The 24,681-nt window shown below is 54.9% G+C and carries 6 protein-coding genes; 2 read left to right on the top strand and 4 right to left on the bottom strand.

The genetic code is table 11. From position 1 onward, the window contains the following. Window positions 1-353 precede the first annotated feature (353 nt). The gene (locus SH573x_RS02560; protein ID WP_479352729.1) at window positions 354-1,304 is read right to left on the bottom strand and encodes a nucleoside hydrolase; all 951 of its coding nucleotides are present in this window, start codon (window positions 1,302-1,304) and stop codon (window positions 354-356) included. A gap of 356 nt (window positions 1,305-1,660) precedes the next feature. On the opposite strand from SH573x_RS02560, the gene SH573x_RS02555 reads away from it, so the two are divergent. After that, complete coding sequence (locus SH573x_RS02555; RefSeq protein WP_479352728.1) at window positions 1,661-2,692, top strand: hypothetical protein; 1,032 nt, start codon at window positions 1,661-1,663, stop codon at window positions 2,690-2,692. Between the two features lie 206 nt (window positions 2,693-2,898). On the opposite strand, the gene SH573x_RS02550 is transcribed toward SH573x_RS02555, so the two are convergent. From SH573x_RS02550 to SH573x_RS02540, 3 genes are all read right to left on the bottom strand, one after another. Beyond that, complete coding sequence (locus SH573x_RS02550; protein WP_479352726.1) at window positions 2,899-4,284, bottom strand: dockerin type I domain-containing protein; 1,386 nt, start codon at window positions 4,282-4,284, stop codon at window positions 2,899-2,901. Window positions 4,285-4,404: 120 nt separating this feature from the next. Next, the gene (locus SH573x_RS02545; RefSeq protein ID WP_479352724.1) at window positions 4,405-7,746 is read right to left on the bottom strand and encodes a protein kinase domain-containing protein; all 3,342 of its coding nucleotides are present in this window, start codon (window positions 7,744-7,746) and stop codon (window positions 4,405-4,407) included. 15 nt (window positions 7,747-7,761) lie between these two features. Then, window positions 7,762-8,346, bottom strand: coding sequence for a sigma-70 family RNA polymerase sigma factor (locus tag SH573x_RS02540; protein WP_479352722.1), 585 nt, complete (start codon window positions 8,344-8,346; stop codon window positions 7,762-7,764). Window positions 8,347-8,637: 291 nt separating this feature from the next. Between SH573x_RS02540 and SH573x_RS02535 the strand changes: the two genes are divergently transcribed. Further along, window positions 8,638-24,186: a putative Ig domain-containing protein gene (locus tag SH573x_RS02535; protein ID WP_479352721.1), complete on the top strand. Its 15,549-nt coding sequence runs from the start codon at window positions 8,638-8,640 to the stop codon at window positions 24,184-24,186. Window positions 24,187-24,681: the final 495 nt, after the last annotated feature.

Here is a 24,681-nt window from a genome sequence, read left to right as displayed (position 1 = left end):
CGCACCCGCTAACCCATGTCTGCGTTTACCTGAGCATCTGCATGCTTAACAAGAAGACTGACCACTGCACGTGCACTCCTGCGATTGCCTAGCCTTCGGCTACGGGTTAAACGATGCATCTTCGTTTAACCCGCAGCCGCCAGGCGAGGCGAACCCGCTAACCCAAGCCTGCGTTTACCTGAGCATCTGCATGCTTAACAAGAAGACTGACCACTGCACGTGCACTCCTGCGATTCCGTAGCCGCCAGGCGAGGCGCACCCGCTAACCCATGCCTGCGTTTATCTGAGCATCTACGTGCTCAACAACAAGACTGACCACTGCACGTGCACTCCTGCGATTGCCTAGCCTTCGGCTACGGGTTAAACGATTGGGTCGTAGCGGCTTCTAGCGCTCGCCAGAAGTCGAGCCGCATACCTTCGGCATCGATGGATTTGAAGACTTGGACCTTACGCGGATTATCGGGATATTGCTCGACGTGGTCGGCGGCGTGAATGATCGGAGCGCCGACGAACACCGGTGTAGCCAACTCGGGACGCAGCAAGGCTTCGATTAAGGCGATATCCCACATAACTTTGGATTGACTCTTGGCAGTTCGAGGGAACGTCTCCCAGCGATTTACAAGCAGATCCCACACCCCGCCTTTGCCTTTGAGCTTTTCATCAACTTCGGACTTACCGAGTTTCATGTCGATGCTCACCGAACGGGCCGGCATGTGTATATATTCAACTTGAGATTCGAAAATAGCTTTAACAGCGTGAATGTCATTGCGCCAGTTAAAGATGCCAGGCCCCCATTGACCATCTTTGTAGTCTCCATCTATAAAAGCAAAGGTCACCTTGGGCTGGATCGAAGGATCTAACACAAGTGCTGAAGCCAGATTCGTGCAGGCGCCTAGCGCGACAACCAGCAACTTGTCCTCAGGACTACCGGCATGCGCCTGCTGGATGATCAAACGAGCCGCAGGAGAATCGACCGGTGTTGTGGGCGAAGACATCGAACGATCGGCGCCGACTGGATGGGGAATCCGATCCTTCAGTTTCATCGCCACCAACAGCTGCTCATTGAGTGCTTGGCTTTTATGGACCGAGTCGTTACTTTCGGTGGATCGCGTAAAGTGGGCTGAAGTCACTCCCACCACCCGGAACTCCGGGGCCACCAGAGCGCGAACGATGGCATAAAGATCGTCGATTTCATTCGCCGTGTCAGCATCGACAATAAGTCTCCGGCGCTCTTGGCCATAGCTAAGCGAGCAGTGGGCCACAGCCAGGATTATGAGCATCGCGCGGATAAGATGGATGGGCATCGTCAATATTGTATTCAATAGCTTGTGGTAGCGACGCGAGACAAACGATCGTGGCATTCTAAGCTAGCTGCGGCCGTAACCCAAGTCTGCGTTTACCTAAGCATCTCGTTTAACCCGTAGCCGCCAGGCGAGGCGCACCCTCTAACCCAAGCCTGCATATACGTGAGCATCTGCGTGCTTAACGACAAGACTGACCACTGCACGTGTGCTCCTTCGTTTGCCTCGCCTTCGGCTACGGGTTAAACGATCAAGGCTAGGCGAAATTTTTGTTTCGTTATGGACTGCTGGCGGCATTGGACTGCTAGCGGTCCAAGCACCATCAGGCATTCAGCAGCTCCCAAGGGACGAGTCAGAACATGAGATTTCAACATTTGCTGGCAGTCGCCACTGTCAGTGGCTTACTTACACTCGTCAGTACGGAGTCAGGCATGTCGCAGTCAGCGGAGTCCATCGCGGTCGTTACTTCGTTTGATCGTGAAGATTATCGTGGTCAGGTAAACGTGCGCTGGTCGAGTGACGCAACTACTACTTTTGCGTTCAAAGGCACCGACAAGTGGTTAACATCTGATCAAGTCCGACTGCCTGCTGGCCTGAAAGATATCACGATCGATGGCGCCATGGACTGGACACATTACAGCGAGGGGAAACAAAAGTCGGCCGGCAAATCGACTCGATCGGTCGTCGATCTAACAAAAGCGATGCAGACGTTGCGATCCCAGGAATCTTGGGGCAAACGCATGCAGAAGTTTGTCGCTGCTTTGGGAAAAATCGAAAGCCAATACCCAGATCCTCAAATAGCTCCGTCGGAGTGGATCGAACAAAGCGAACCAGCTATGCCTGCCCAAATCAAAGCCATGGAACAGAAACTGAAGCTTGATCTGCCCCCAGAGCACAAGCAGATGATGCAAGACTACGGAACGTGGTCTCTGGCCGACTCCTTTTGTGTGTCACTTGACCAATTAGATCGATCCGACAAGCAGATGCTTTCGGTCTGGGAATCCCCGGCCTCAGAGTTCGCTTCGCTTTCCGCAGCCACCAAAGAGATCTATCGATCGAGTGTGATGTTGTTTGTCGAAGCAGGAGATGGGTATGGAGCTATGATCTATCGTCCCACGGCTGCTGGTGGCGAGTACTATTGGACACATCAAGATCAGCTCGACCAGCCCCTTAAGTTGATCGATAGCCGAGGTCAAGCCCGTGATTACTCAGGCGCCATGCGATGGTTAATCGCAACACAGGTGCTATTGCAGTATGAGAACGCGTGGCCCGAGGCCGTGTTCATCGACCGCAGTTCACCACAGCCGGTGAGCTATCAACTACGACTCGATTTTCCTGACCTCAAGAAGATCGACGCTCGACTGGAGTTAGAATGGGCCAAACTCGAATGACCTGGGCTATTAACTCCTTCACGTGCCTGGCCTGCGTTTACCTAAGCATCTTCGTTTAACCCGTAGCCGCCAGGCTAGGCGCACCCTCTAACCCAAGCCTGCGTTTACCTAAGCGTCTGCGTGCTTAACAACAAGACTGGCCACTGCACGTGCACTCCTGCGATTGCCTAGCCTTCGGCTACGGGGTAAACGATTAGGAACCCAACTTAGCGCCACGAAATCCGCTTCGTTTCAAACTGTTCGAGCGGCGCTGGTAACTGGGCGCTTTCACCGGTGGGTGATGCTGTGTTCAAATAATTGATGATGAGTAAGACATCTAGCGCCGCCACGACTCCATCTTGATTGACGTCCCACTTGTACGGGGATTCTAGTTCAAGGGCGCTCAGCGTTCGAGCGCCACCGCTGTTCAGCTCGTTGATGACCAGGAGGGCATCGATGGGTGTGACTTGACCGCTAACGTTGACATCTAGAGGGTTGCGATAGTTGTGCCAGGGTGAGGGAAACAGATCGGGCGTTGCTACGATCATGCCATAGGTCAGCGAGCCGCTGGAATCCATGGCCGCTACTCCCAAATATAATTCTCCATCACGCTCGATCAGATCCGTGAAGGTCGGGCTGGTGAAGCTCTGATTCTGTAGAATCGCCAGTTCTGATGCGAGAACCGGAACGTCGACTTCGATGCCTAAAAGACTGGCCAGTGCCGGATCACGAATGATTACAGCGTTCCCAAGATCGGTATCGACCAACATCGCGTACCCAGAAGCTTTCAGCGCCACCAAATTTTCGAAACCATCCTGCGGTACGAGGTTGCCCTGCATATTCCACAAAACGATACGCGATTGTCCCGCAGCGTCGATGGTCGTGCCGGTGTAATAGTCTTGGCTCGCCAGCCGGCTCAGCCCCACGGGTGCCGCAAACGTAGAATCTGTCGGCATAGTCAAAGAAGTTTCAGTAACCACCAGTTCTTGATCCAGCCTGGCAGCCACAGGCACCTCGTTCTCCGCCCCCATAATAACCAGGCCATCCACCGTCACTGCAGCATTGCTGTAAATCTCGCCATTCAAACTAACCGAGTTCAATTGGGCGCCGTCCAATCCAAAACGAACCACCTGAATCAACTGATTGGATTCGTAGGCAACCACCACGGAACCATCCGAATGTTGATATCCGTCCAACGGTACCACGTTCCCAAGCGATATTGGCAGGTCAGGATTCAGCCAGAGAATCGCGTGGGTAACGCCTTCTTCAAACGACGCGAAACCTATCCCAGTATCCGCATCGAAGGCTTTCTCCAGCACCGCATCGACGGCCCCCACTGGCAAGGTCAGCGACTGTGAAGCCGTGCCCAGCGAATGGCCTTGCGGATGCACACCTGTGGTCTTAATCTCGTTATCGGACACGATCGAAAACTGTCGATACTGATCAGTCGCCGTGGACTGAACGCTAGAGGCCAACGCAGGATTGATGGCCACGTCTTTCACGTGCCAGCCAAACGGTAGAAAGGCCTGCGCAGCCATCACGCATCTCAACTCCAGTGCCTCTTGCGATAGGTGCCGCTTCGAAGAGTGCCACTGCGAACCACGGGAATTCATCGTATCGCTGCAATCAAAGGTTGGAGACGGGGATAGAGCAACCAGGCCGTTCAGTTGGCTGGATGTCTGTGTTACCCGACTGGAGCCTCAATCTTGCAGATCGCCCATGAAAATAACCGATCAATTCTCTGGTTTGTCTTCCATAATGGGACTGAACGCGGCGAGTTCACCGTCGGCAGCGCCCAGTTTTTTGGCGCGCTCAAGCAGCTGGCGGACGGCAACTTTAACGGCAGGGTCCAGTGCCTGAATATCCTGAATATCTGAACCGACCATGGCACTGGCCTCGATCAGTAACGCGTTTTTCATGCCCAAAGGCAGATCGGGTAACGCGTCACCCGGGTCCGCTTGTTTAGCCCGCTCAGCTTCCATGGCTTCCAGCAGGGTACGTGCCTCTCGTGCAGTCTCCAGAGCGAGCGGATACTGCTGAGCATCCAAGAATGTACGGGCGTAATCATTGAGCGCGCGTGGGACTTCGACTTGATATTCGGCCACCTCGGATTGGCCAGCGGCTAACTGGCGAGCCAATTCAAGACTCTGTTGTGCCAGCTGTTTTCTAAGGTCCAGGTCACTATCGGTTTGTTGCGTCAGCAGTTCCAGGCGCGCATGCATACTATCGAGCAAGTGCCCGCGCGCAGGCGTGAAGGCAGCGTCTTTCTCTAATATTTGATGGACAATTGCATCGCTGGCATCAAGTGCCTGTAAGGCTTCTGGCCAGCGCTTGAGTTGAATGAAGGTCGAAGCCAGTTCATAGTGATTGAGGGCGACCGGCAGATATGCTTCGGACGAATAGTCCAATTGCTCAGCTTGGATACGCAACGTTTCGGTCGCAGCCTGCAGGGGCTCGATGGCTTCAGTTAGTTTGCCCATATCTCTCAAGACGATAGCGATATTGCTCTGCAGCATGGCCTTCACTTGCTGGTACCTCCGATTGGCTGGGTCGCCAGCGATCAACTTATCGAGCACTGGCACAGTGGCTTGCCATCGCTCAACCAACGGCCCCTGGTTGCCCAGCTCCAATTCTGGACCACCAGAGTTCAGAGCTGCCACGACCAGATTCCATTGATGACTGGGCACACCTGGTTCCAATTCAATCAATCGCTGCGTCTGGGCAATAGCGGCCTCATAGTTGGCTTTGGCTCCAACGTTGTTACCCATGCGGCGTTCCGCTAGCGCCAGATTGGTCAAGACCTTAATCTTTAATTCTCGAATGCGGAGCGAGATAGCGTCGTCTTCTTGTACCTGGTTGAGTAACTCTAACGCATGGCTGAGATGTTGCTTGCTGTCGGCGGCTTGATTCAGATCCAGAGCAATCGTGGCTAGCGTCATGTCGCAAGCGGCGGCGCTGCGTAGATAGGCGGGATGATCTGGATAGTCCCTACGCAATGCCGCAAAGGCATCTCGCGCCTCCTTCAATAAAGGCAGAGCATCATCGCGTTTGCCTACCCACGTAAACGCACTGGCCATGGCAAAAGTGGAACTAGCGAAGCTGGCTCGCAATTCACGTTCGATAGAGCTTGGGCCGGATGCTTGCCGAGCATCCGCCGGGGCATTCGATTCCATCACACTTCGGCACGCAGCCGTCGCCTCTTCCAACATAGGAATAGCTCGTTTGGCTTCGCCCGATTCGATCAAGTGATTGGCCATGACAACTAATGTATCGGCAACCAGCGAAGCACGTTCAGCCGGCGAAATCTCGCTGTCGGGTATAAGATCAATCAGCGCCAGGGCGGCTTCGGTTTCTCGTTCGAGAGCGGCTGTATCGCCCACGCGCATGGCGACTGCGCCCAGTCCCGCATGCGCTCGCGCTAGTTGGTAAGTCAGCGTGGGATTGCCCGTATTAGCGTCCAGAAAGCTACGGAAGTAATCCCGCGCGCGTTCCAACAATTTGCGCGTAACCTCTTGCGATCCAGGTGCCCGCGGCAGAAACTCCGTTTCAGTCGTAACGGCCAATAGAAGTTCATCGGCGGCCTCGATGGATGCCTTCAGTGCGTCTTCGGCCGAACGTTTGGCTGCCGCTTCGCTGGCCACAGCAGTTGACAACTGCAGGTTCTGTTCGCGAAAGATGACCGCCGCCGCAGTGCTGCCGACCATCAACAAAGCGACCAGTCCTACGCAAGCAGTCAACATGGCCGTGAAAGATGGATTGCGACGCAAAAAACGCCACGCTTTGCCAGCAGCAGACATCGGGCGTGCGTGAATGGCTTGCCCACTGGCAAAGGCTCGCAGATCTTCGGCAAACTGTTGCATAGATGCGTATCGCGCGGCCGGTTCCGATCGCATCGCATGCAAACAAATGGTTTCCAAATCAGGGGGAATCGCAGGCGCAATCAGTCGAGGTGGTACCGGTGAGCTTTCAACAATTTGCCTGAGTACTGCCGCCGCTCCACCGCGATACGGGGCGACGCTGGTCAGTAGTTGATAGAGAGTAGCGCCTAGCGAATAAATGTCACTGGCAGGCGTAAGACACGCATCGGCGGTCACTTGCTCTGGGCTCATGAAATCCGGCGTGCCCAGCAGGTCACCGGTGCGCGTAACCTGAGTTGCATCCACATCGGTCTGCCTGGCCAAGCCGAAATCGGCGACCTTGATGCAAGACCAATCGAACGCAAGCAGCAAGTTGCCAGGCTTGACATCGCGATGCACCAGCGACCGCGCATGAGCCGCCGCCAATCCATCCGCTGCAGTAGCCACCAGAGTTGCCAGTCGCTGGTAACTCATAGCTCTTGGGTCCACGCTGCGTTCACTCAGCAACTCAGCCTTTCGGCCTACGGATGGATCGACCCGCAGCGAATTAGCCGTCCCGCCCGAGACGTACTCCATAACCAGGTACAATTGAGGGTTATCGCTCGCCAATGTGCCGAAGTCGAATATCCGCACAATATTGGGATGCTCAAGCTCTGCCAATAAGCGAGCTTCACGCAAGAAACGTTGTCGGTCGCGTTGTGAATCTCTCGAGAGGACTTTGATCGCCACTTCGCGCTGCAAACGCTGATCGTAAGCCAGGTAAACCGATCCTGAACCGCCTGTGGCCAGTAAACGATCGACTACGAATCGATCCGCGGGCAAACGCCGCTGCAAGCCGTCAATGGAGAGTACGTCTCGCGCGAACGCATCGACCGCAGTCGGCTGCACCTGTTCTCGTTGGGTCGTAGGCGGGTCGGTGCTGATAACCTTGTCGGTCGGGCTGGCCGGATCGACGGGCCACTGGTTCAACCTAGAGCGCAGCCGCTCGAATTCAGGTTCGCTCGAGTACACAGCCGCTGATTTGGCGCGGACGCCTTCAGCCAGTAACTGCAGTTCATCATCGTCGCTCAAAGCAGCCAAAGATTGTGCACACCGGCTACAGTTTTGTACGTGCAATACAACTGTAGAGTCCAGCTCCTCCACACCATCTAACCATTGACGCAACTGCCGAGTCGTAGGACACAGATCAGAGCTGCCCGGTGATCCATCGGAATTCATGCTACGCGCAACCTATTAAATGGGAAGGTCGTCAGCTAGCAGGGCCACCTCATATCGCAATCGCTTCAGTACCCGACTGCGAGCTACGTAGATGCGATCGATGCTGGTCCCCAGATCCTTAGCCAATTGCTCTGCGTCAATCTTTTCAATCCAAGACTTTGCAAACATTATCCATGTCTCTTCACTGAAGTGAGGTCTGCTGCGCTCCAGAGCTTTGGCAAATATGGTTTGTTGAAACTGCTCGTTCCACATGCTGTCGGTCAAACTAACGTCCTGATCCAGATCACCCGGCGCGGTGGTCACATCGATCTGCTTCCTGGCAAGCCGCCGAATTTCATTGAGGACAATGCGTGCCAGCCAGTCGCGGAAAAATCCCTTGGTGCGATCATATTCAAAATTGCGAATGGCTTTGGATACGCGCAGCAATACCTCTTGTGTCACATCGGCCGCGTCAGATGATTGCAACTCGCGCCAGCGACAATAGTTGTAGATCAATGGGCTGTAGACATCCACAAATTCTGTCCAAGCCTTGGCGTCGGAATGATCGCGCAAACGCATAACCAGGCTTGGCGGCGTCGGAGCATCTATCTTGCGGCTCAACTGGTTACCCTTCGCGTAGCAAAATCTTGCGCGGCATTCTCCTGGAAACATACATATTGTAGCTGAATTATTTGCAATCTCCTCCGCGGAACATCTTGGAGTTCGAGGATTCGCAGCGAAGCCCCGCTTCGGCAATATCGACCAGGCTGGTCTTTAATCGTTTCTTTCACAAAGTCGGAAATCGAGTGCAAGATTTGAGAGATAGGCAGGTAACTCGGGCAGCCATGACTTTAGCTTTGCTCAAATTGAATCGGTCTCCAGACCACGGTTCTTTGCCAGCGGAAAATCCTGATGCAGCCCGAACACCTCCTCTCGCCCAGCCATCGTCGCGTCTCTAGTCGATCCAACCAAGGCTCAAGCCGCCTCCAGCGCCAGCAACGACGAATTCTATTCGAACAGTTAGAAGCCCGGCGAGTTATGGCCGCGGCACTGCTCGAGAGCACTGCCCTGCCCCTCCCAGAGTACGGGATCGAGCTGGCAACCACTCGTCTGGCTAGTGACAACCTACCTGCCGAAGGTGAAGGCAACGAGCCTGCCACCTTCTATTACAGTCCCAGCATCCCGGGTTACGTCAAGAACAGCAACCATTCCAAACTGTTCGTCGATGACTCCGACATCGTCAAACTGACTGTCTACTCCAATCACAATTGGAAACACGAAGTCTACTTCGATGGCAGCGATGTCGGACTGAGTAGCGATGGCGAAAACGTCGATGCCTTTGCCATTCGCGCCGACGGTAGCCTGCTGTTTTCGACCACGGGACATGCCTACGTCTCCGGCGTTACCGCCGCCTCCGAAGACATCATGCTCTTCCGGCCAACCAAACTCGGCTCACACACAGCCGGCTCCTGGGAAATGTTCTTCGATGGCAGCGATGTCGGACTGAGCAACTGGGAAAGCCTCGATGGCATCTCCGAGTTACCCGACGGTCGACTGATCATCTCTGCTCAACGCAGTGCACAAGTGCCCGGTGTCAGCGGCACCATTCAACCCGAAGATCTCTTAGCCTTCAGGCCTATTACCACTGGCAGCCATACTTCAGGCACGTGGTCCAACTACTTCGATGGCAGCGATGTCCATCTCGGGGGCTGCCTGGAGAACATCGATGGTGTCTCCGTGGATAACGATGGGACTACCATTCACTTATCCACCACCAGCTTGTTTTGGGTACCCGGTCTGCTCGGATTCGGACGCGACATCTTTACCTTCGAAGCTACCCAGTTAGGCTCAACCACTCGCGGCAGTTTCAATACCCCGCTGACGCTCAACGGCAGCCATCGCGGACTGCTGTTCAATTCGATTAACGCCATTCACGTGCCCAGCGCAGCTGTCGTCAATCAACCGCCAGTGATTGCCGCCATCGGTTCACCTTCGATTCCGGAACTGGCCCCCTACTCTCTCCAGCTCGTGGCCAATGATCCCGATACGCCCAACTCGCAGCTAGCCTGGTCGCTGATCTCGGGGCCAGCAGGCGCCGCGCTGAGTGCCACAGGTCAATTCACTTGGGCTCCAACTGAATCCCAAGGACCTGGAAACTTTCCCGTGATCGTGGCTGTCTCCGATGGCAGTCTCTCGGCTCAAGCTACCTTTACGATCTCGGTTACCGAAGTCAATCAAGCGCCGACTATCGCACCACTGGGCAGTCAATCCATTGATGAAGGAGCGTTACTCAGCGTGCAAGTGGGCGCCAGCGACGCCGACTTGCCGGCTCAGGCCCTGACCTATTCGCTCGGACCGGGCGCACCCAGTGGAGCAACCATCAGTAGCAGTGGACTATTTCAATACACACCCACTGAAGCTGATGGGCCGGGCGAGTTGATCGTGCCGGTGATTGTGACCGATGCATTGGGTGCTTCCAGCACCGCCAGTATTTCCATCACGGTGCGCGAAGTCAACCAAGCACCAATCATCGCGCCGCTGGCTTCGCCCACTATCGAAGAGGGCTTCACTTATAACATTCTGTTGTCGGTCAACGATCCAGATCTGCCAGCGCAAACCTTGACTTGGTCGCTGGTGTCAGGCCCCACCGGCGCAGTGCTCAATCCCACCACCGGTCGCTTCGCTTGGCGGCCCACCGAAGCGCAAGGGCCCGGCGTGTTTCCGATCGTGGTCGCGGTTTCCGATGGCGATGTGAGTGCGCAAGCTACCTTCACTATCACGGTTACCGAAGTCAATCAAGCACCGATCATCGCACCGATTGTTTCGCCCACTATCGAAGAGAATGAAACCTATAACGTTTTATTCTCAGTCAGCGATCCGGATCTGCCTGCACAAACCTTGACCTGGTCGCTCGATTCAGGTCCCACTGGTGCAGTTGTCAATTCCACCACCGGCCGCTTTGCCTGGCGACCCACCGAATCGCAAGGGCCTGGCGAGTTTCCAATCGTGGTATCCGTCTCCGATGGGAACTTGAGCACGCAAGCTACATTCACCGTTACGGTTACCGAAGTCAACCAGCCGCCGGTGATTCAGCCTATCAGCGATCAAACGCTCAATAACAATCAAACCCTCAGCTTAGTAGCGGTGGCCAGCGATCCGGATCTGCCGGCTGGTACCCTTACCTTTAGTCTGGTCACCGCTCCGACTTCCGCTACGATAAATCCACAAACTGGCCAGATCACCTGGCTGGCCGATCAAACCGGTACGGTTCCGTTCACCGTGCAAGTCACCGATCAAGGTGGGCTATCAGCTACGCAATCTTTCCAAGTCAATGTGGTGGGCTTGGAACTGCGCGAGCTGGATAACTTTGCCACGGAGTTCATCCAAACGCTGACGTTACCCAGCGCTGCTTCGGCTCTGCACATCGAATTCGAAACGCCCAGCTTCGATAGCACCAGCCAGCGCGATATTCGCGATGCCTTTGAGATCGAGCTAATGGATCTAAACGGCGATCCGTTGGTCTTGCCGTACACCAGTGGCACTGAAGCAAGTTTCAATTGGAGCGAAGGACTGCCGCCTCTTCAAGCCGAAGGTGTCATCGCGAGCATCGCCAATCCTGGCGCGGTATCGTCGGTGACGATCAACCTGGCGGGTCTGGAGACCGGAACACAATTTCAATTGCGATTGCGACTGGTCAACAACGATAGTGACAATGGCACAATCGTGCGCATCAATAATTTCGACTTTGTCACGGCTACCACTGCCCGGCCGGCCGGTGCCACCTTTGCGACTCCTACTAGTCTTGCCGGCGAGATCAACTTCGCCACGCTGCAAGACGTCACCGGCAATTTCGCCCTGAGCTATGGCCGCACGACCCTGGCTGGTGAAAATGACCGACTGCTCGTCGACGTGCAGTTACAGAATGAGAGTTCTCAAACGTTCCGCGATCCAGTGCTGCTGGTTATTAAGAATCTCTCGAGTCTCGACGTAAACGCCTTACGCCCAGATGGCCTAACGCCCGAAGGCCATCCTTATTTTCGTGTTTCCGCTGTCGGTGACACACTCTCGACCAGTCAAACTTCGTTGGCTCGACAGATTGGTTTCTTGAACTCCAGCAACGCTCGCTTTGACTATGAAGTACAAATCCTGGCAGCGGTCAATTCGGCGCAGGGTAACTTTGTTAGTGTTCCATTGACGAGTATCGAAGCGGGTGATGTCTACAGCTACATCGCCCAGGCGAGTGATGCAGATGGTGATGCGCTGAGTTACTCAATTGCTGCTGGACCGAGCGTGGCCTCGATCGATCCGGCGACGGGCCAGTTGACTTGGACTACGACCAGTGGCGATGTGGGCCTGCACCGCATCACCATCCGCGCGACCGATACCTTTGGAGCATTTATTGAGCAGACCTTTGATTTGCAAGTATTCTTGACGCTGCAGAATCGTCCACCAGTGTTTACGAGCGACCCAGTCACCGATGCGATCGCTTCGAGCGGCTTTGAAATCAGCACCGTGGCCACGGGCAACAGGACAGCCGGCGTGAGTGTCATCAGCGGATTGCAAGGACCGCGGTTGGTATCCATCAATGCCGGCGATCAGTCGGTCAGTGTGCATGCGGGCCAGAACAATGATCGGTTTGATGATACGACCGTTTATTCCACTGGTGAACCCAAGCCGACTGGTGCTGTGATCGACGTGGGCTATACGGTGGATGTGGGATTGCCGCCGTTCCTTGTTTCGCAAGATCGCAATGAGGTCCTGGGCATGGATCAAGGCGATCTCAATGGCGATGGAATTCTGGATTTGGTAGTGATGACTGCGAGAATTGAATCGACAAAAGCGCAGGGCCAACGCAACTACATTGAAATCAACCGTATGCTCGGAGATGGGGACGGCAATTTCGATGCACCAACCGTGATCGCTTCGATTCCGACGAATAGCTTTACAGACTCAATAAGCCAAGCCAAGCTTCTAACGATTGCCGATATTGATGGCGACGGCCGTATGGATGTGACTGCACTTCAAGAAACCACGCCGCGATTGGTTACCGTTCGAGGACTGGGCGACGGTAGCTTCGAGCCAGTCGTGTTCACTACGCTGGCTACGCCGCTGAACGACTACCGATTGGTGGACCTTGATCAAGATGGCAACTTGGACATCGTCGGACGCACTACATCGTTTGTTGATTTGGGTTGGATGCGCGGTGCCGGCAATGGCACTTTTGCTCCTTTTGTGCGACTAGCAGTCGGGGGAGGTAGTTGGGGACTAACGAGCTCGGATCACTCGCGACCCTATGGTTTCGCTGATATGGATGGTGACGGAGATATCGACATCGTCAATAGCCAAGGTATCGGCGCTAACATCGTCACCTGGCTGAATGATGGCTCGGAGAATTTTACAGTTGGGGCTACGATCGATCCGCCTGGCAGCGGAAATCGTGGTGCATATGTGTTGCACGTTGCCGATTTTACCGGTGATGGAAGGTTGGATATATTCACGATCAATTTAAATCCAAGCGTGGAACGTGTTGAACTGTTTATTAGAAGTTCAACTGGTTTGAGTTTCACCCCGCAACTGAGCGCCGATGTATATGACCTTGCAGGAAATTTGGCAGGTAGCGATCGACCTGTAGACATCGACGGAGATGGTGACCTGGATTTCATCATTGCCAACAATATCGACTCCAACCCGACATCACCTCAAGTCTTGGTCAACGATGGCACGGGACAATTCAAGCGAACCGATTACCCGATGGCCGATTTTCCAGGGCATATTCTGGCTACGGCAGGGACCAACCGCGATGTTGCGCGGGGAGCGATGTTTGGGGACTACAATCGCGACGGTGTGATTGACTTCTCTTACATGACGTCAAATGAAGATGGTGGCTATGACTTCAACGGCGTTGGAATTCGCCTGGGAACGCGGCCAGGTGAGTTTGGTGCCACGCGAACTGTTGAAAACATGACCCTCAATTTTAACGATCAAGAAGTCCACGCAGCAGATTTCAATCTTGACGGTAGGATGGACCTGCTCACTTTGAGCAACGCGCGGATGTCGCTGGGAAATGGCGATGGTACCTTCCAGCCCTCCTTTCCAGCCACTTCGATCTCCGCAGGTTTTGACAATGGAGTTATTGCGGACTTTAATTTGGATGGCATCCCTGATTATGTCGCTGGACGTGCGGCGGGCAGCAGTGACACCAGAAAGTTCTACGTCGCATTGGGGAATGGTGACGGGACATTTGATGCAACCTTGGGACCTGTATCACCCGGACAATTTTATCAATACTCAGACATTCGAACGGCAGATTTTAACGGCGATGGCTATCTGGACTTGATTGCCAGAGCTTCCGTAGAGAGGTTTACCGATGTTTATCTGAACGACCCCGCCAATCCCGGTACCTTCACTGGCTCGTTTCGCACTGTGACTACGGTTCAAGGTGTCAATGCGACGGGCTTTGAGCAAACAATTGCCACGGGCGATTTTGATAGTGATGGAAAAGCGGACTTCGTCACCGTTGATCAAGTGGCCGGCCAGCCGCTCAAGCTGCAGACATTTTCAGGCGATGGAGCCGGTAACTTTACAGTCACCGGCGAATCGTTTGCCTTCGACGACGCGATGTTTGCGGTCAATTTTTACTACCCCTATGTGCTGCAGTCTGGGGATGTTAACGGCGACGGTCTACTGGATGTCGTTTCCTTCGGCTCGTATGGGTTCATCATTCATCTCGGTCATGGCGACGGTTTGTTCACCTCCATTGATCACTATCCTATAGAGAGAATCAATCCAGCTAGAGCGAAAACGGGTTTCTTGGTCGACTTCAATCAAGACTCGCACCTTGATCTGATTCATCATTCGTTTAATGAAACGCTTTCGATTCGACTTGGAAAGGGAGACGGCAATTTCGCCGAGCCGCAACGTGTCGGCACGCTGGGCGGTGGCGATGTCCTGACCTTTGCAGACTTTGATAACGATAGCCATTTGGACATGGCCGTAGTGATGACGCAAGCCGACAACTATAGCAACGAAGATGTTGTCTTCTATTACGGCACTCGCAATGGACTCATCGATCAACTCGCTGTCGACCTCGATGGCGATGGTAATGAAGAGGTACTAGCGGTCAACGAAGCCAACGATCGCTTGAAGATTTTTACAGGCGACAATCTCGATCGCTTGAATCGTCGCAATGACTTGCTCACCGGACGAGCACCTCAAGCGGTCGCGACAGGAGATCTAAACCGCGACGGTCGCCCAGAGATCATCACCGCCAATCGGGCTGGTCGATCGATCTCTGTCTTTAGCGGATCACTGGCCAGCGGTTACACATCTAGTGAAATTCTCGTTGGCAGCGCACCGATCGATGTGCTTACTCGCGATATCAACGGCGACGGACATACCGACGTACTTGTCCTGGATGAAGTTGCCAATGCCATCTGGGTTCTCAGCGGTAGTGCGAGCGGTGCTCTATCAACTCCAGTAGCTATCACTTTAGGCGACAAACCAGGCAAATTCACCGTGGCTGATGCAACCGGCGACGGACAACTCGACGCAGTCATCACACTCCCCGACTCCAATCGACTGATGATCCTGAGTGGCATAGGCTTCCAGCCTGTGGGCGCACCCATCTACGTCTCTCTCACTGATTCACCTGGCGATATCCAAGTCACCGACCTCAACGCCGACGGCAATCCCGACTTGGCTACTACGTTACCAGGCTCGAACGTCCTGAGCGTTCTCTATGGTCGCGGCAACAATCAATTTGCCCGAGCCCAAAACATCTCAGTCGGCGACAAGCCCACGCGAGTCACTCTGGCTGACGCTGATGAAGACGGCCGCATGGACTTGATCGTCGCCAACTCGGGCGATAACACGGCTAGCGTCATCTACAATCGCTTCGATCCTAACGAAGTCTATCGCTACGACTCCGATGCCATTGATCCCGACAACGACACACTTACCTATTCGATCGTCGATGGTCCCGGCGGTTTGATTATCAACAGTACAACTGGTCAACTGCTGTGGGCCGCTTCTCCCGATCAAGTCGGCGAGCACACTGTGACGATCGCCGCCAACGATGGTCGCGGTGGTATCGCCACGCAGTCGTTCAAGATCGATGTCCAGCCTGCTCGCGACAATGCCTTGCCACTGATTGCCACCGAGCCCAACACAAAAATGGGTGCTGGCGAGACCTTTACTTATCAAGCCACTGCGCTGGACAATGATCGAGATACCTTGCGCTATAGCTTGATCAATGCGCCTGCGGGTGCCACCGTTGATCCGACCACTGGCAAAGTCACTTGGGACGCACGAGCCGATATGGCGCTGAGCCTTGCTCCGCATGGAATCAACAGCACAGGTCATGTTGAAATCGAAGCTCACCCGAGCCTTCAACCGACCAGTCTCACGGCCGAGGGATGGTACCACTTTACTGGATTGCCAGCGAGCAATGGGCGCTCCAACATCATTACTTCGGGGCCTGCCACATCAACTGGCACGTCCTATACTTTGTACAACTCTGGCAATACATCCCTACGATTGGAAATCGATTATCCATCGCCCGCAGCAACGTTCACTTACAGCATCCCGTACGTGCCTACTGCTAATCGTTGGACGCATTTTGCCATCACTATCGACGATTCCACACGCGCGGCCAAGATCTACGTTGACGGGGTGGAACGCGGTTCGACTACCATACCCGCTCCGCTAGTCTACAATCCGACTGAGAATTACCGCGTTGGCGACAGCAGTGTCTTCTTCACGCGATCAATCATCGACAACTATCGCTTGTGGAATGTCGTTCGTACTCCAGCAGAAATCGCTGAAGGTCTGTCGAGGCAGTACGATGGCGATACACGCTTAGTGCTGGACTATCGTTTCGACGAACCTCAAACACTAACCGTTCGCGACTTTTCACCCGCAGGTAACGACGGTTATCGCACGGCCAATGGTCTGCTGCCAGTGTTCGTGCCCGGCCTGGCCGAGACCGGCAGTCATCAATTCACCATCGGCGTCGAAGATGGCCGCGGCGGCTTTGACGAGCAATCTTTTACGCTCGATATCCTGCCTGAACTACGCGGCTCAATACGCGGTCAAGCCTTTGATGATCTCGACAGCAGCGGTGCGCGCAATGGCACCGAACCTGTTCGCCCCGGCGTGCACTTGTTTATCGATGCCAACAACAATGGCTATCCTGATCCAAGCGAATCGCAAACCACCACCGATGCCAGCGGCAACTATCAATTTAACGGACTTTTGCCTGGTGAATATGCCGTTCGCGTGTCAACGTTGGCTGGCTACCAGACGCCATCGCCGGGCAATGTTTCGGTGACGCCCAACACAAACAGTGTGGTTGATCTGGCGATGGTGCAATTGGCGTTGGGGCAGGTCCAGGGGCAGCTTCGCACCGAAGAGCTCGATGCGATCGCCTATTGGAAAGTCTTTGCCGATTTAGATAACGATGGCCAGCTCGACGCGGGCGAACCAACGACGATCAGCGATCGCAATGGAAACTTCGCGCTTGGTGGACTGAGCGCTGGCACCTATACGATTCGCGCAGAATTGCCAGCGGGTTGGAGTGTCGCTAACGGAACGAATGGCCAGACCGTAACACTGCCTGCGAACTCCATTTCGACTGGCAATAACTTTACGCTTGAACCCACCAATTCTTCGGCTGCCGGTGGCTTGAGCTTTGTTACTACGCCCACACTATCCCTGGAGGCTCGACAGACGTTTCGCTATCCATCGGTAGCGATGAGCATTCGTAACGATGCACTCCGTTATGACCTAGCGCTAGCTCCAGAAGGCATGTCGATTGATCCAGTTACGGGATTGATTGGGTGGCGGCCAGCGATTGCACAAGTCGGCGAGCATCCAGTGGTTGTGCGTGCCATGAGCGCTGCTGGATCCATTGCTTTGCAAGACTTTACCTTGACTGTCACCGCTCCCAATACTCCGCCCATATTGACGAATGAGTTTCCTGGTACAGCCTACGTCGGACTTGTCTATGCCGTGAATCTACTCGCGCAAGACTCCGATTCCCAAGCGATCACCTTCAGTCTGCTGAGCGGTCCAAGCACTGCCACGTTGAATGCAACGACGGGTGAACTGCGTTGGACACCCACGTTGACTGATGTGGGTAACGCCACCTTCTCGATCGAACTGCGCGATAGCAGCGGTGCAAGCAGTGTTGTGAGCTCCTCGATTGAGGTGGTCAATTCACAGCCTGCTGCCACGCCATTTTCGATCACGCTCCCGCGCACCCAAGTCGGTCTGGGGCAAAACTACCTGGCCCGAGTCCAGGGTACCGATGCTCTGGGTCGACCGCTGACATGGAGTTTGTTCACGGGGCCGACGGGTTTACTGGTAAGTTCCAGTGGCACGCTCGAGTGGACACCGGGTAATGACGACTTCGGCGCGCACTCTGTTGTGCTTGAGGCCACCGCTGTTGATGGCGCTACCCAGAGCAGTTCCTTTACATTGCAAGTCGTGGGACGCCCGGTGAACAGTTCACCAAGCGTGACTTCGACACCCACCACTTCCACTACGCTGGGCAGAGAATACCAATACGATGTCCAGGTGGTCGATAGCGACACAGATCCACTGTCCTACGCTTTGTTGAATGCACCGGTTGGCATGAGTATTCATCCATCGCTGGGCACTATTCGCTGGACGCCTGCTGTGGACCAATTGGGCGAAAGCGATGTATCGGTGCAAGTAACGGATCCAGATGGAGCTACGGCGACTCAAAACTTCAAAGTCAAAGTATCGCGCTCAGGCGGACCTCCAGCCATCACCTCCGTCCCACCCACCGAAGCGTCCGTGGGTACGGGATATTTGTATAGCATCGTAGCTCGCGATGCCGAAGGTGACCCGCTAACCTTCCGCTTGTTGGCCGCACCAGTTGGCATGACCATCGCGCAGACCACCGGCGTGATCTCCTGGACACCTCAAGCCGGTCAAGTGGGTCAGCAAGATGTGGTCATCGAAGTCAGCGATGGCATCGGCGGCGCGGTCACGCAAGCCTTTGCCATTCGCGTGGCCGCCGGTGCGCCGAACTTGCCGCCGGTGATCAGCAGCAATGCGCCACGTTTTGGTTCCGTGGGTGCGGAGTATAGCTACACACTGCAAGCGACCGATCCTGAAGCGACAGCGATTGTCTATTCACTGGGTCAAGCACCCGTGGGTATGACCATTAATCCAGTGAACGGTGCGGTCGCTTGGACGCCTGCCGTCGGGCAAACGGGCAAGTTTGTGGTGACGCTGATTGCCACAGATGCAGGTGGCGCCAGCGCCATCGAATCATTCGAGCTGGATATTCTGGCCGCCAATAGTTTGCCCACGATTATCAGCACCGCTCCGCAGGAAGTCACCGCTGGCGCCCTCTTCACTTATCAAGTACTTGGTCGCGATGCCGACCTTGACTTACTGCGATACGAACTGACTACAGCACCAGCCGGCGCAACCATCGACAGCTTTGGCAAGATCAGTTGGCCAACTACCGTCGCGCTGATTGGCCCACACAACTTTGCGTTGCGCGTCAGCGACTCACGCGGCGGTGTCGTCACGCAAAGCTTTACGTTGAACGTTATCGAAGATGTGGTAGCTCCCAGGGTCAGCGTCATCGAAAGTCTGGGCGATGCCAATCGCAACATTTTGCCATGGCAAGGTCCATTCATCGTTTATGTCCGCGCCATAGATAACGTGGCGGTGGCTTCGCTAACGCTCTCGGCTAACGGTCAAGATATCGCGCTCGACGCTGCCGGAACCGCTACGTTTACTTTCGAAGACTGGGGCTTCCAAACGATCAATGCCACCGCTACGGCAACGGATACCAACGGTAATGTTACTACGCGCACTATCAGCTTTGACTACGATATCCCCGAAGGTTGGAGTGGTGCCGGTACGGAAGACATTCCCGTCGTGACTATCACCAGTCCAAGCGATACAGCTGCGGCATTTGGGCGAGTCGTCATCAATGGTACGGCCACCAGTCCTAACTTCGGCAGCTATACGCTCTCCTATCGTCGCTTGGAAGGTGTTACCTACACACAGTTCTTCGAGAACACGAGCGCTGTAGCCAATGGTCAGCTGGGTGTGTGGGACACGACTCAGCTAGTCAACGGCGAGTACGTCCTGCGCCTCGAAGCACGTTCCAATAACGGTATTGTCAATGTCGTCGAACATAACGTGGGAGTCAGCGGCAATTTGAAGCTCGGCAATTTCAACTTGAGCTTTACTGATATGGTTGTGCCGATTTCAGGTATTCCGATCGCGGTGACTCGCATCTACGATTCGCTCCAGGCAGATAGTACCGATGACTTTGGTTACGGCTGGCGACTCGAGTACCGCAATACCGATCTGCGCGTGGGGCTGCCCAAGAGTGGACTGGAAGACATCGGCATTTACACACCACTACGGTCGGGAGTAAAGGTGTATTTGAATGTGCCCGGCCAAGGTCGTCAGGGCTTTACCTTTGATCCTGAGAATCGCGTCCTGCCTGGCTTTGGTGGTAACAATCTAGTCTTGGCACGACCACGCTTCACACCGGATCCAGGTGTGACCAGCTCGCTTAGCACCGGTACCAGCAGCTACTTACTAGTTAACGAACTCGGTGAACTCTTTGCACCAGGTAACATTCCTTACAATCCAGCTTCGCCCGACTTTGGCGGCACTTACACGCTGACCACGCGCGATGGAATTGTTTATCGCATCAATGGCGCCGATGGCAAGCTTAACTCAGCCACTGATGCCAATGGCAATCGGATCACCTTTACCGAGTCCGGTATCTCCGGCGATACGGCTAGCAACATCGAGATCCAGCGCGACGCGCGGGGACGCATCACCTCGATTATCGACCCCGAGGGACAAGCAGTCCGCTACGCTTACTCGGCTGCCGGTGATCTGATCTCTGCAACCGATCGCAATAACAACACGGCCACCTATCAATACGATCCTGCGCGACCCCATTACCTGTCCGCGGTGCTCGATCCGCTAGGCAACACCGGCATACGCGGTGAATACGACAGCCAGAACCGATTAATTTCACTGACCGATCCAAGCGGTAATCGGCTGAACATTACGACTCAGCTAGATAACAGCAGCCAGTTGGTCGTGGATGACCTGGGCAATGCCACCTTGTACGTCTACGACAACCAAGGCAATACCAGCGCCGTCACCAACGCGCTGGGCAATACGACGCTCAGCAACTACGATGCCCGCAATAATCTCTTGGCCGAAGTCGACGCGCTCGGTCGCGAAACTCGCTACACCTACGATGCGTTTGGCAATGTGCTGTCCATTACCAATGCGGATGGCGGTGTAACGCGTACCAGCTATATCAATGCAGCTCGCGGACTGGTCGGCTCGGTCACCGATCCACTGGGTAACACGACGACCTACACATACGACGCCGCCGGTAATCCGTTGAGCTCGGTAGATAGCACCGGGGCCACCGCCATTTCCACGTACGATGCTCGAGGAAATCGCACGCGTTTCGATAACCCGGTCAGCGGCACAGTGACGACTACCTACGATGCCAATGGCCACGTCGCTTCCGAGACCAACGCCCTGGGTCAACAGCGAACCTTTGTCACCAATCTTCGCGGCCAGGTTACTTCGCGCAGCTGGACGCAGACGATCGAAGGCACACTGACGACGCTGACCGAGTCCTTCCAGTACGATGCCAACGGCAACTTGATTCGTCAGACCGATGCCTTGGGCAATGTAACTCAGTTCACTTACGATGCCAACGATCGCAAGACCAGTAGCACAGACGCGCTGGGCCGCACCACGCGCTTCAACTATAACAATCGCGGTCTGCTGGTCGAGATCGTCCATCCCGATGCCACCCCAGCTACGCTGGCCGACAATCCTCGCGAGCTGTTTGAGTACGATGTTCTCGGTCGCAGAGTGGCAACAACTGATGAAGCCGGACGCACGACGCGCACGGTCTACGATGCAGTGGGCCAAGCCCTACAGGAACTATTCCCGGATGACACGCCAGCCAACCAGACCGACAATTCGCGCACGACGTTCCAGTACGACGCAGCCGGGCAATTGATTGCCATGATCGATGCCAACGGCAATCGAACGGAATATGAGTACAACGATCTGGGCAATCGTACGCTGACTCGCGATGCCTTGGGCAATGAAACGACGGTACAGTTCGATGCCCAAGGTCGACGTACTCGTGCGACCAATGCTCTGGGTCAAACGACCCAGTACTTCTACGATGCCAGTGGTCGATTGGTAGAAACTATCACCGCCGATGGTGCACGCACGCGGCAAACGTATGCAGCCAATGGACTATTAACAGCTCAGCTCGACGCAAGCGGCCAGGCGACCAGTCTTGAGTATGACGCGCTGGGCCGAGTGGCCCGCACGATCGATGCAGTAGGGGCAGTATCTGAGTTCACCTATGACGAGCGCGGCAACCTCGTGACAGTGCGCGATGCCAACGGCCAAGTGACTACGTATCATTACGATGCGTTGTCGCGCCAAGTCGCTGAGCAGAAGCCGCTGGGACAAAGTGATCGTAAGAGCTTTGATGCTGTCGGCAATATGATTGCTTACACTGATTTCAACGGTGCGCAGCATACCTATGCCTACGACGAGCGGAATCAGCTGACGCGCAAATCGATCGCCGGTCAAGCGGACGTGCTGAAGAGTTACCTGGCCAACGGTCTGTTGGCCGCCGAGACCGATGCTCGCGGGACCACGGTTTATAACTACGATAGCCGCAATCGTCTGATCAGTCGCATCGATCCCGATGCGACCACGCTCAGCTATAGCTACGATGCCGTGGGCAACCGCACGACGGTGACCTCGATCGCGGGCAGCACCAGCTACGAGTTTGATGCTCTGAATCGTTTGCAATCGGTAACGGATCCAAATGCGGCTGAAACGACTTATACCTACGACGCGATTGGTCGGATTACCCGTATCAACTTTGGCAATGGAACCCTGGAAGAGCGCGATTACGACGCGGCTCACCGCGTAGTGCGTATCGAGACACTGCGAGGCGCTACGACGCTCGAACGATTGCTGTATACCTATGATGCCAACGGCAACCGCACGGCGGAGACTGATTTAGCTGGTCGCCGCACCGTGTATGTCTACGATGCCGAAGATCGCCTGGTCCGAGCCAGCCAATTCGCTGCTGGTAGTTCTGTGCCAAGTCAAGTTACCAGTTACGCTCTTGATGCGACCGGCAATCGGCTACTCCGTGTAGACTCAGCGGAAGGCACGACCAGCTATATCTACGATGCCAACGATCGACTGCTGACCGAAACGACCGGTGGTGTCACGACAACGTATGCGTATGACGCCAACGGTAACCTGCTCAGCAAGACGCAAGGCACTGCAGTCACTCGTTATCAATACACGGGCGAGAATCGCTTGTTATCGGCGGACACCGATGGCAATGGAGTTGCCGAGGTTGTCTACCAGTACGATTCGCAAGGCAATCGCATTGCTCGCACCGAAAATGGTGTCACGGTACGGTACCAGGTCGATACCAATCGGGCTCTGTCGGAAGCTCTAGTTGAGTATGTGGCCGGTACGGGCGTGGTTACGTCGTATACGGTTGGTCACAAGCTGATCTCGCAGCAGCGCGGTGCGACGACGGCCTATTATCATGCCGACGCCCTGGGCAGCACGCGGCAGCTGACCGATCAAGCAGGTAACGCAGTAAAGACCTACAGTTACGATGCCTTTGGTCAAGTCGAATCGGAGACCGGTTCGTTCACCAACGATTTCCTCTATGCCGGTCAGCGCCGCGATCCGACGACTGAGCTCGACTATCTGCGCGCTCGCAACTACGACGCGGCGACGGGCCGCTTCACGAGCGTCGATCCGTTTGCGGGCAATCTGTTCTCCGGCATAACGCGCCATGATTATGTCTATGGCAATGCCAACCCGCTCAAGTTCGTCGATCCGACAGGTCGCTTCTCGATCACCGAGTTCAGCTTTGTGAACAATACGCTGCTGGACATTCAGACTGCGTTTATCTCCGAAGGCTTTGCAGCGTTCAAGCGGGTTGGTCGCATCGCGGACAAGCTACTGTTGCCGGGAACCGTCATGCAGAACGTGGGCATGGACTTGATTGCGTCGAATAGTCCATCGGCCGTCTATGGGTTCAATATGTTTATGATCGGGACACAGATGCGGGCGGCGGGGCTGGACTTTGTGCGCCTGGCGGTTGGTGCGATCTATATCAACACAGCTCGCGCGGCTACGACGATCGAAGGCAAGATTGGCCCGATCGAATTCGAGCTGAGTCTACTGGGTGACGTGTTTGAGACCGACATCGACGTGGATGGATTGCTGGACGAGTTCATCGCCAGCACTGAAAGCGTCTTAGAGGTCAATGGTTTGACCGAGTACATCGTCGATGGCACCGGACCGTTTGAATCCGGACTCAACCAGTACTTGGGCATAGCCGAGGAAATACTGGGGCTGTGAGATGTGAGGTGCAATGTGTAACTCAACCGCAACGCAGGGCTGTTTTGTTTAACTGAAACCGAAGCCGAAGGTTTTGATGTTGCGCCTTTTGAGTGGCCATCGTCGTGCGGTCGGTGATTTTCCTCGGGCGGCGATCACTAATGGTGCGTGGTTTTGAGTGAATTGATCGAGTACGAAGAAATCCAAACCTAACTCGGCTCGGTCACTTCTCAGACTGTTTGGTGACAGCAAACCAGAAAGGTACGGTGCCACCAAATTGCCAATTTTTTTCCGAGTATTTTCGTACTCGTACTCGTACTCGTACTCGATCGGTTTACTCGGACACTATCACTGAGCATTGACCGCCGGCTGATGAGTTGGCTGGTTTGCGTTTCGGCGTTGAGTGAATCGATACTTCTTACCAGTTTTTCTTGCAGGTGAGTGCAAGATTCAGCTACCAGGCAGGTAACTCAGGCGACCAGGTCTCTATTCTGGGCCCACCGCCGGGCCAATTTG

This window comes from Rania fehmarnensis (assembly GCF_056494185.1).
This window is presented reverse-complemented; position numbering and strand designations above follow the sequence as displayed.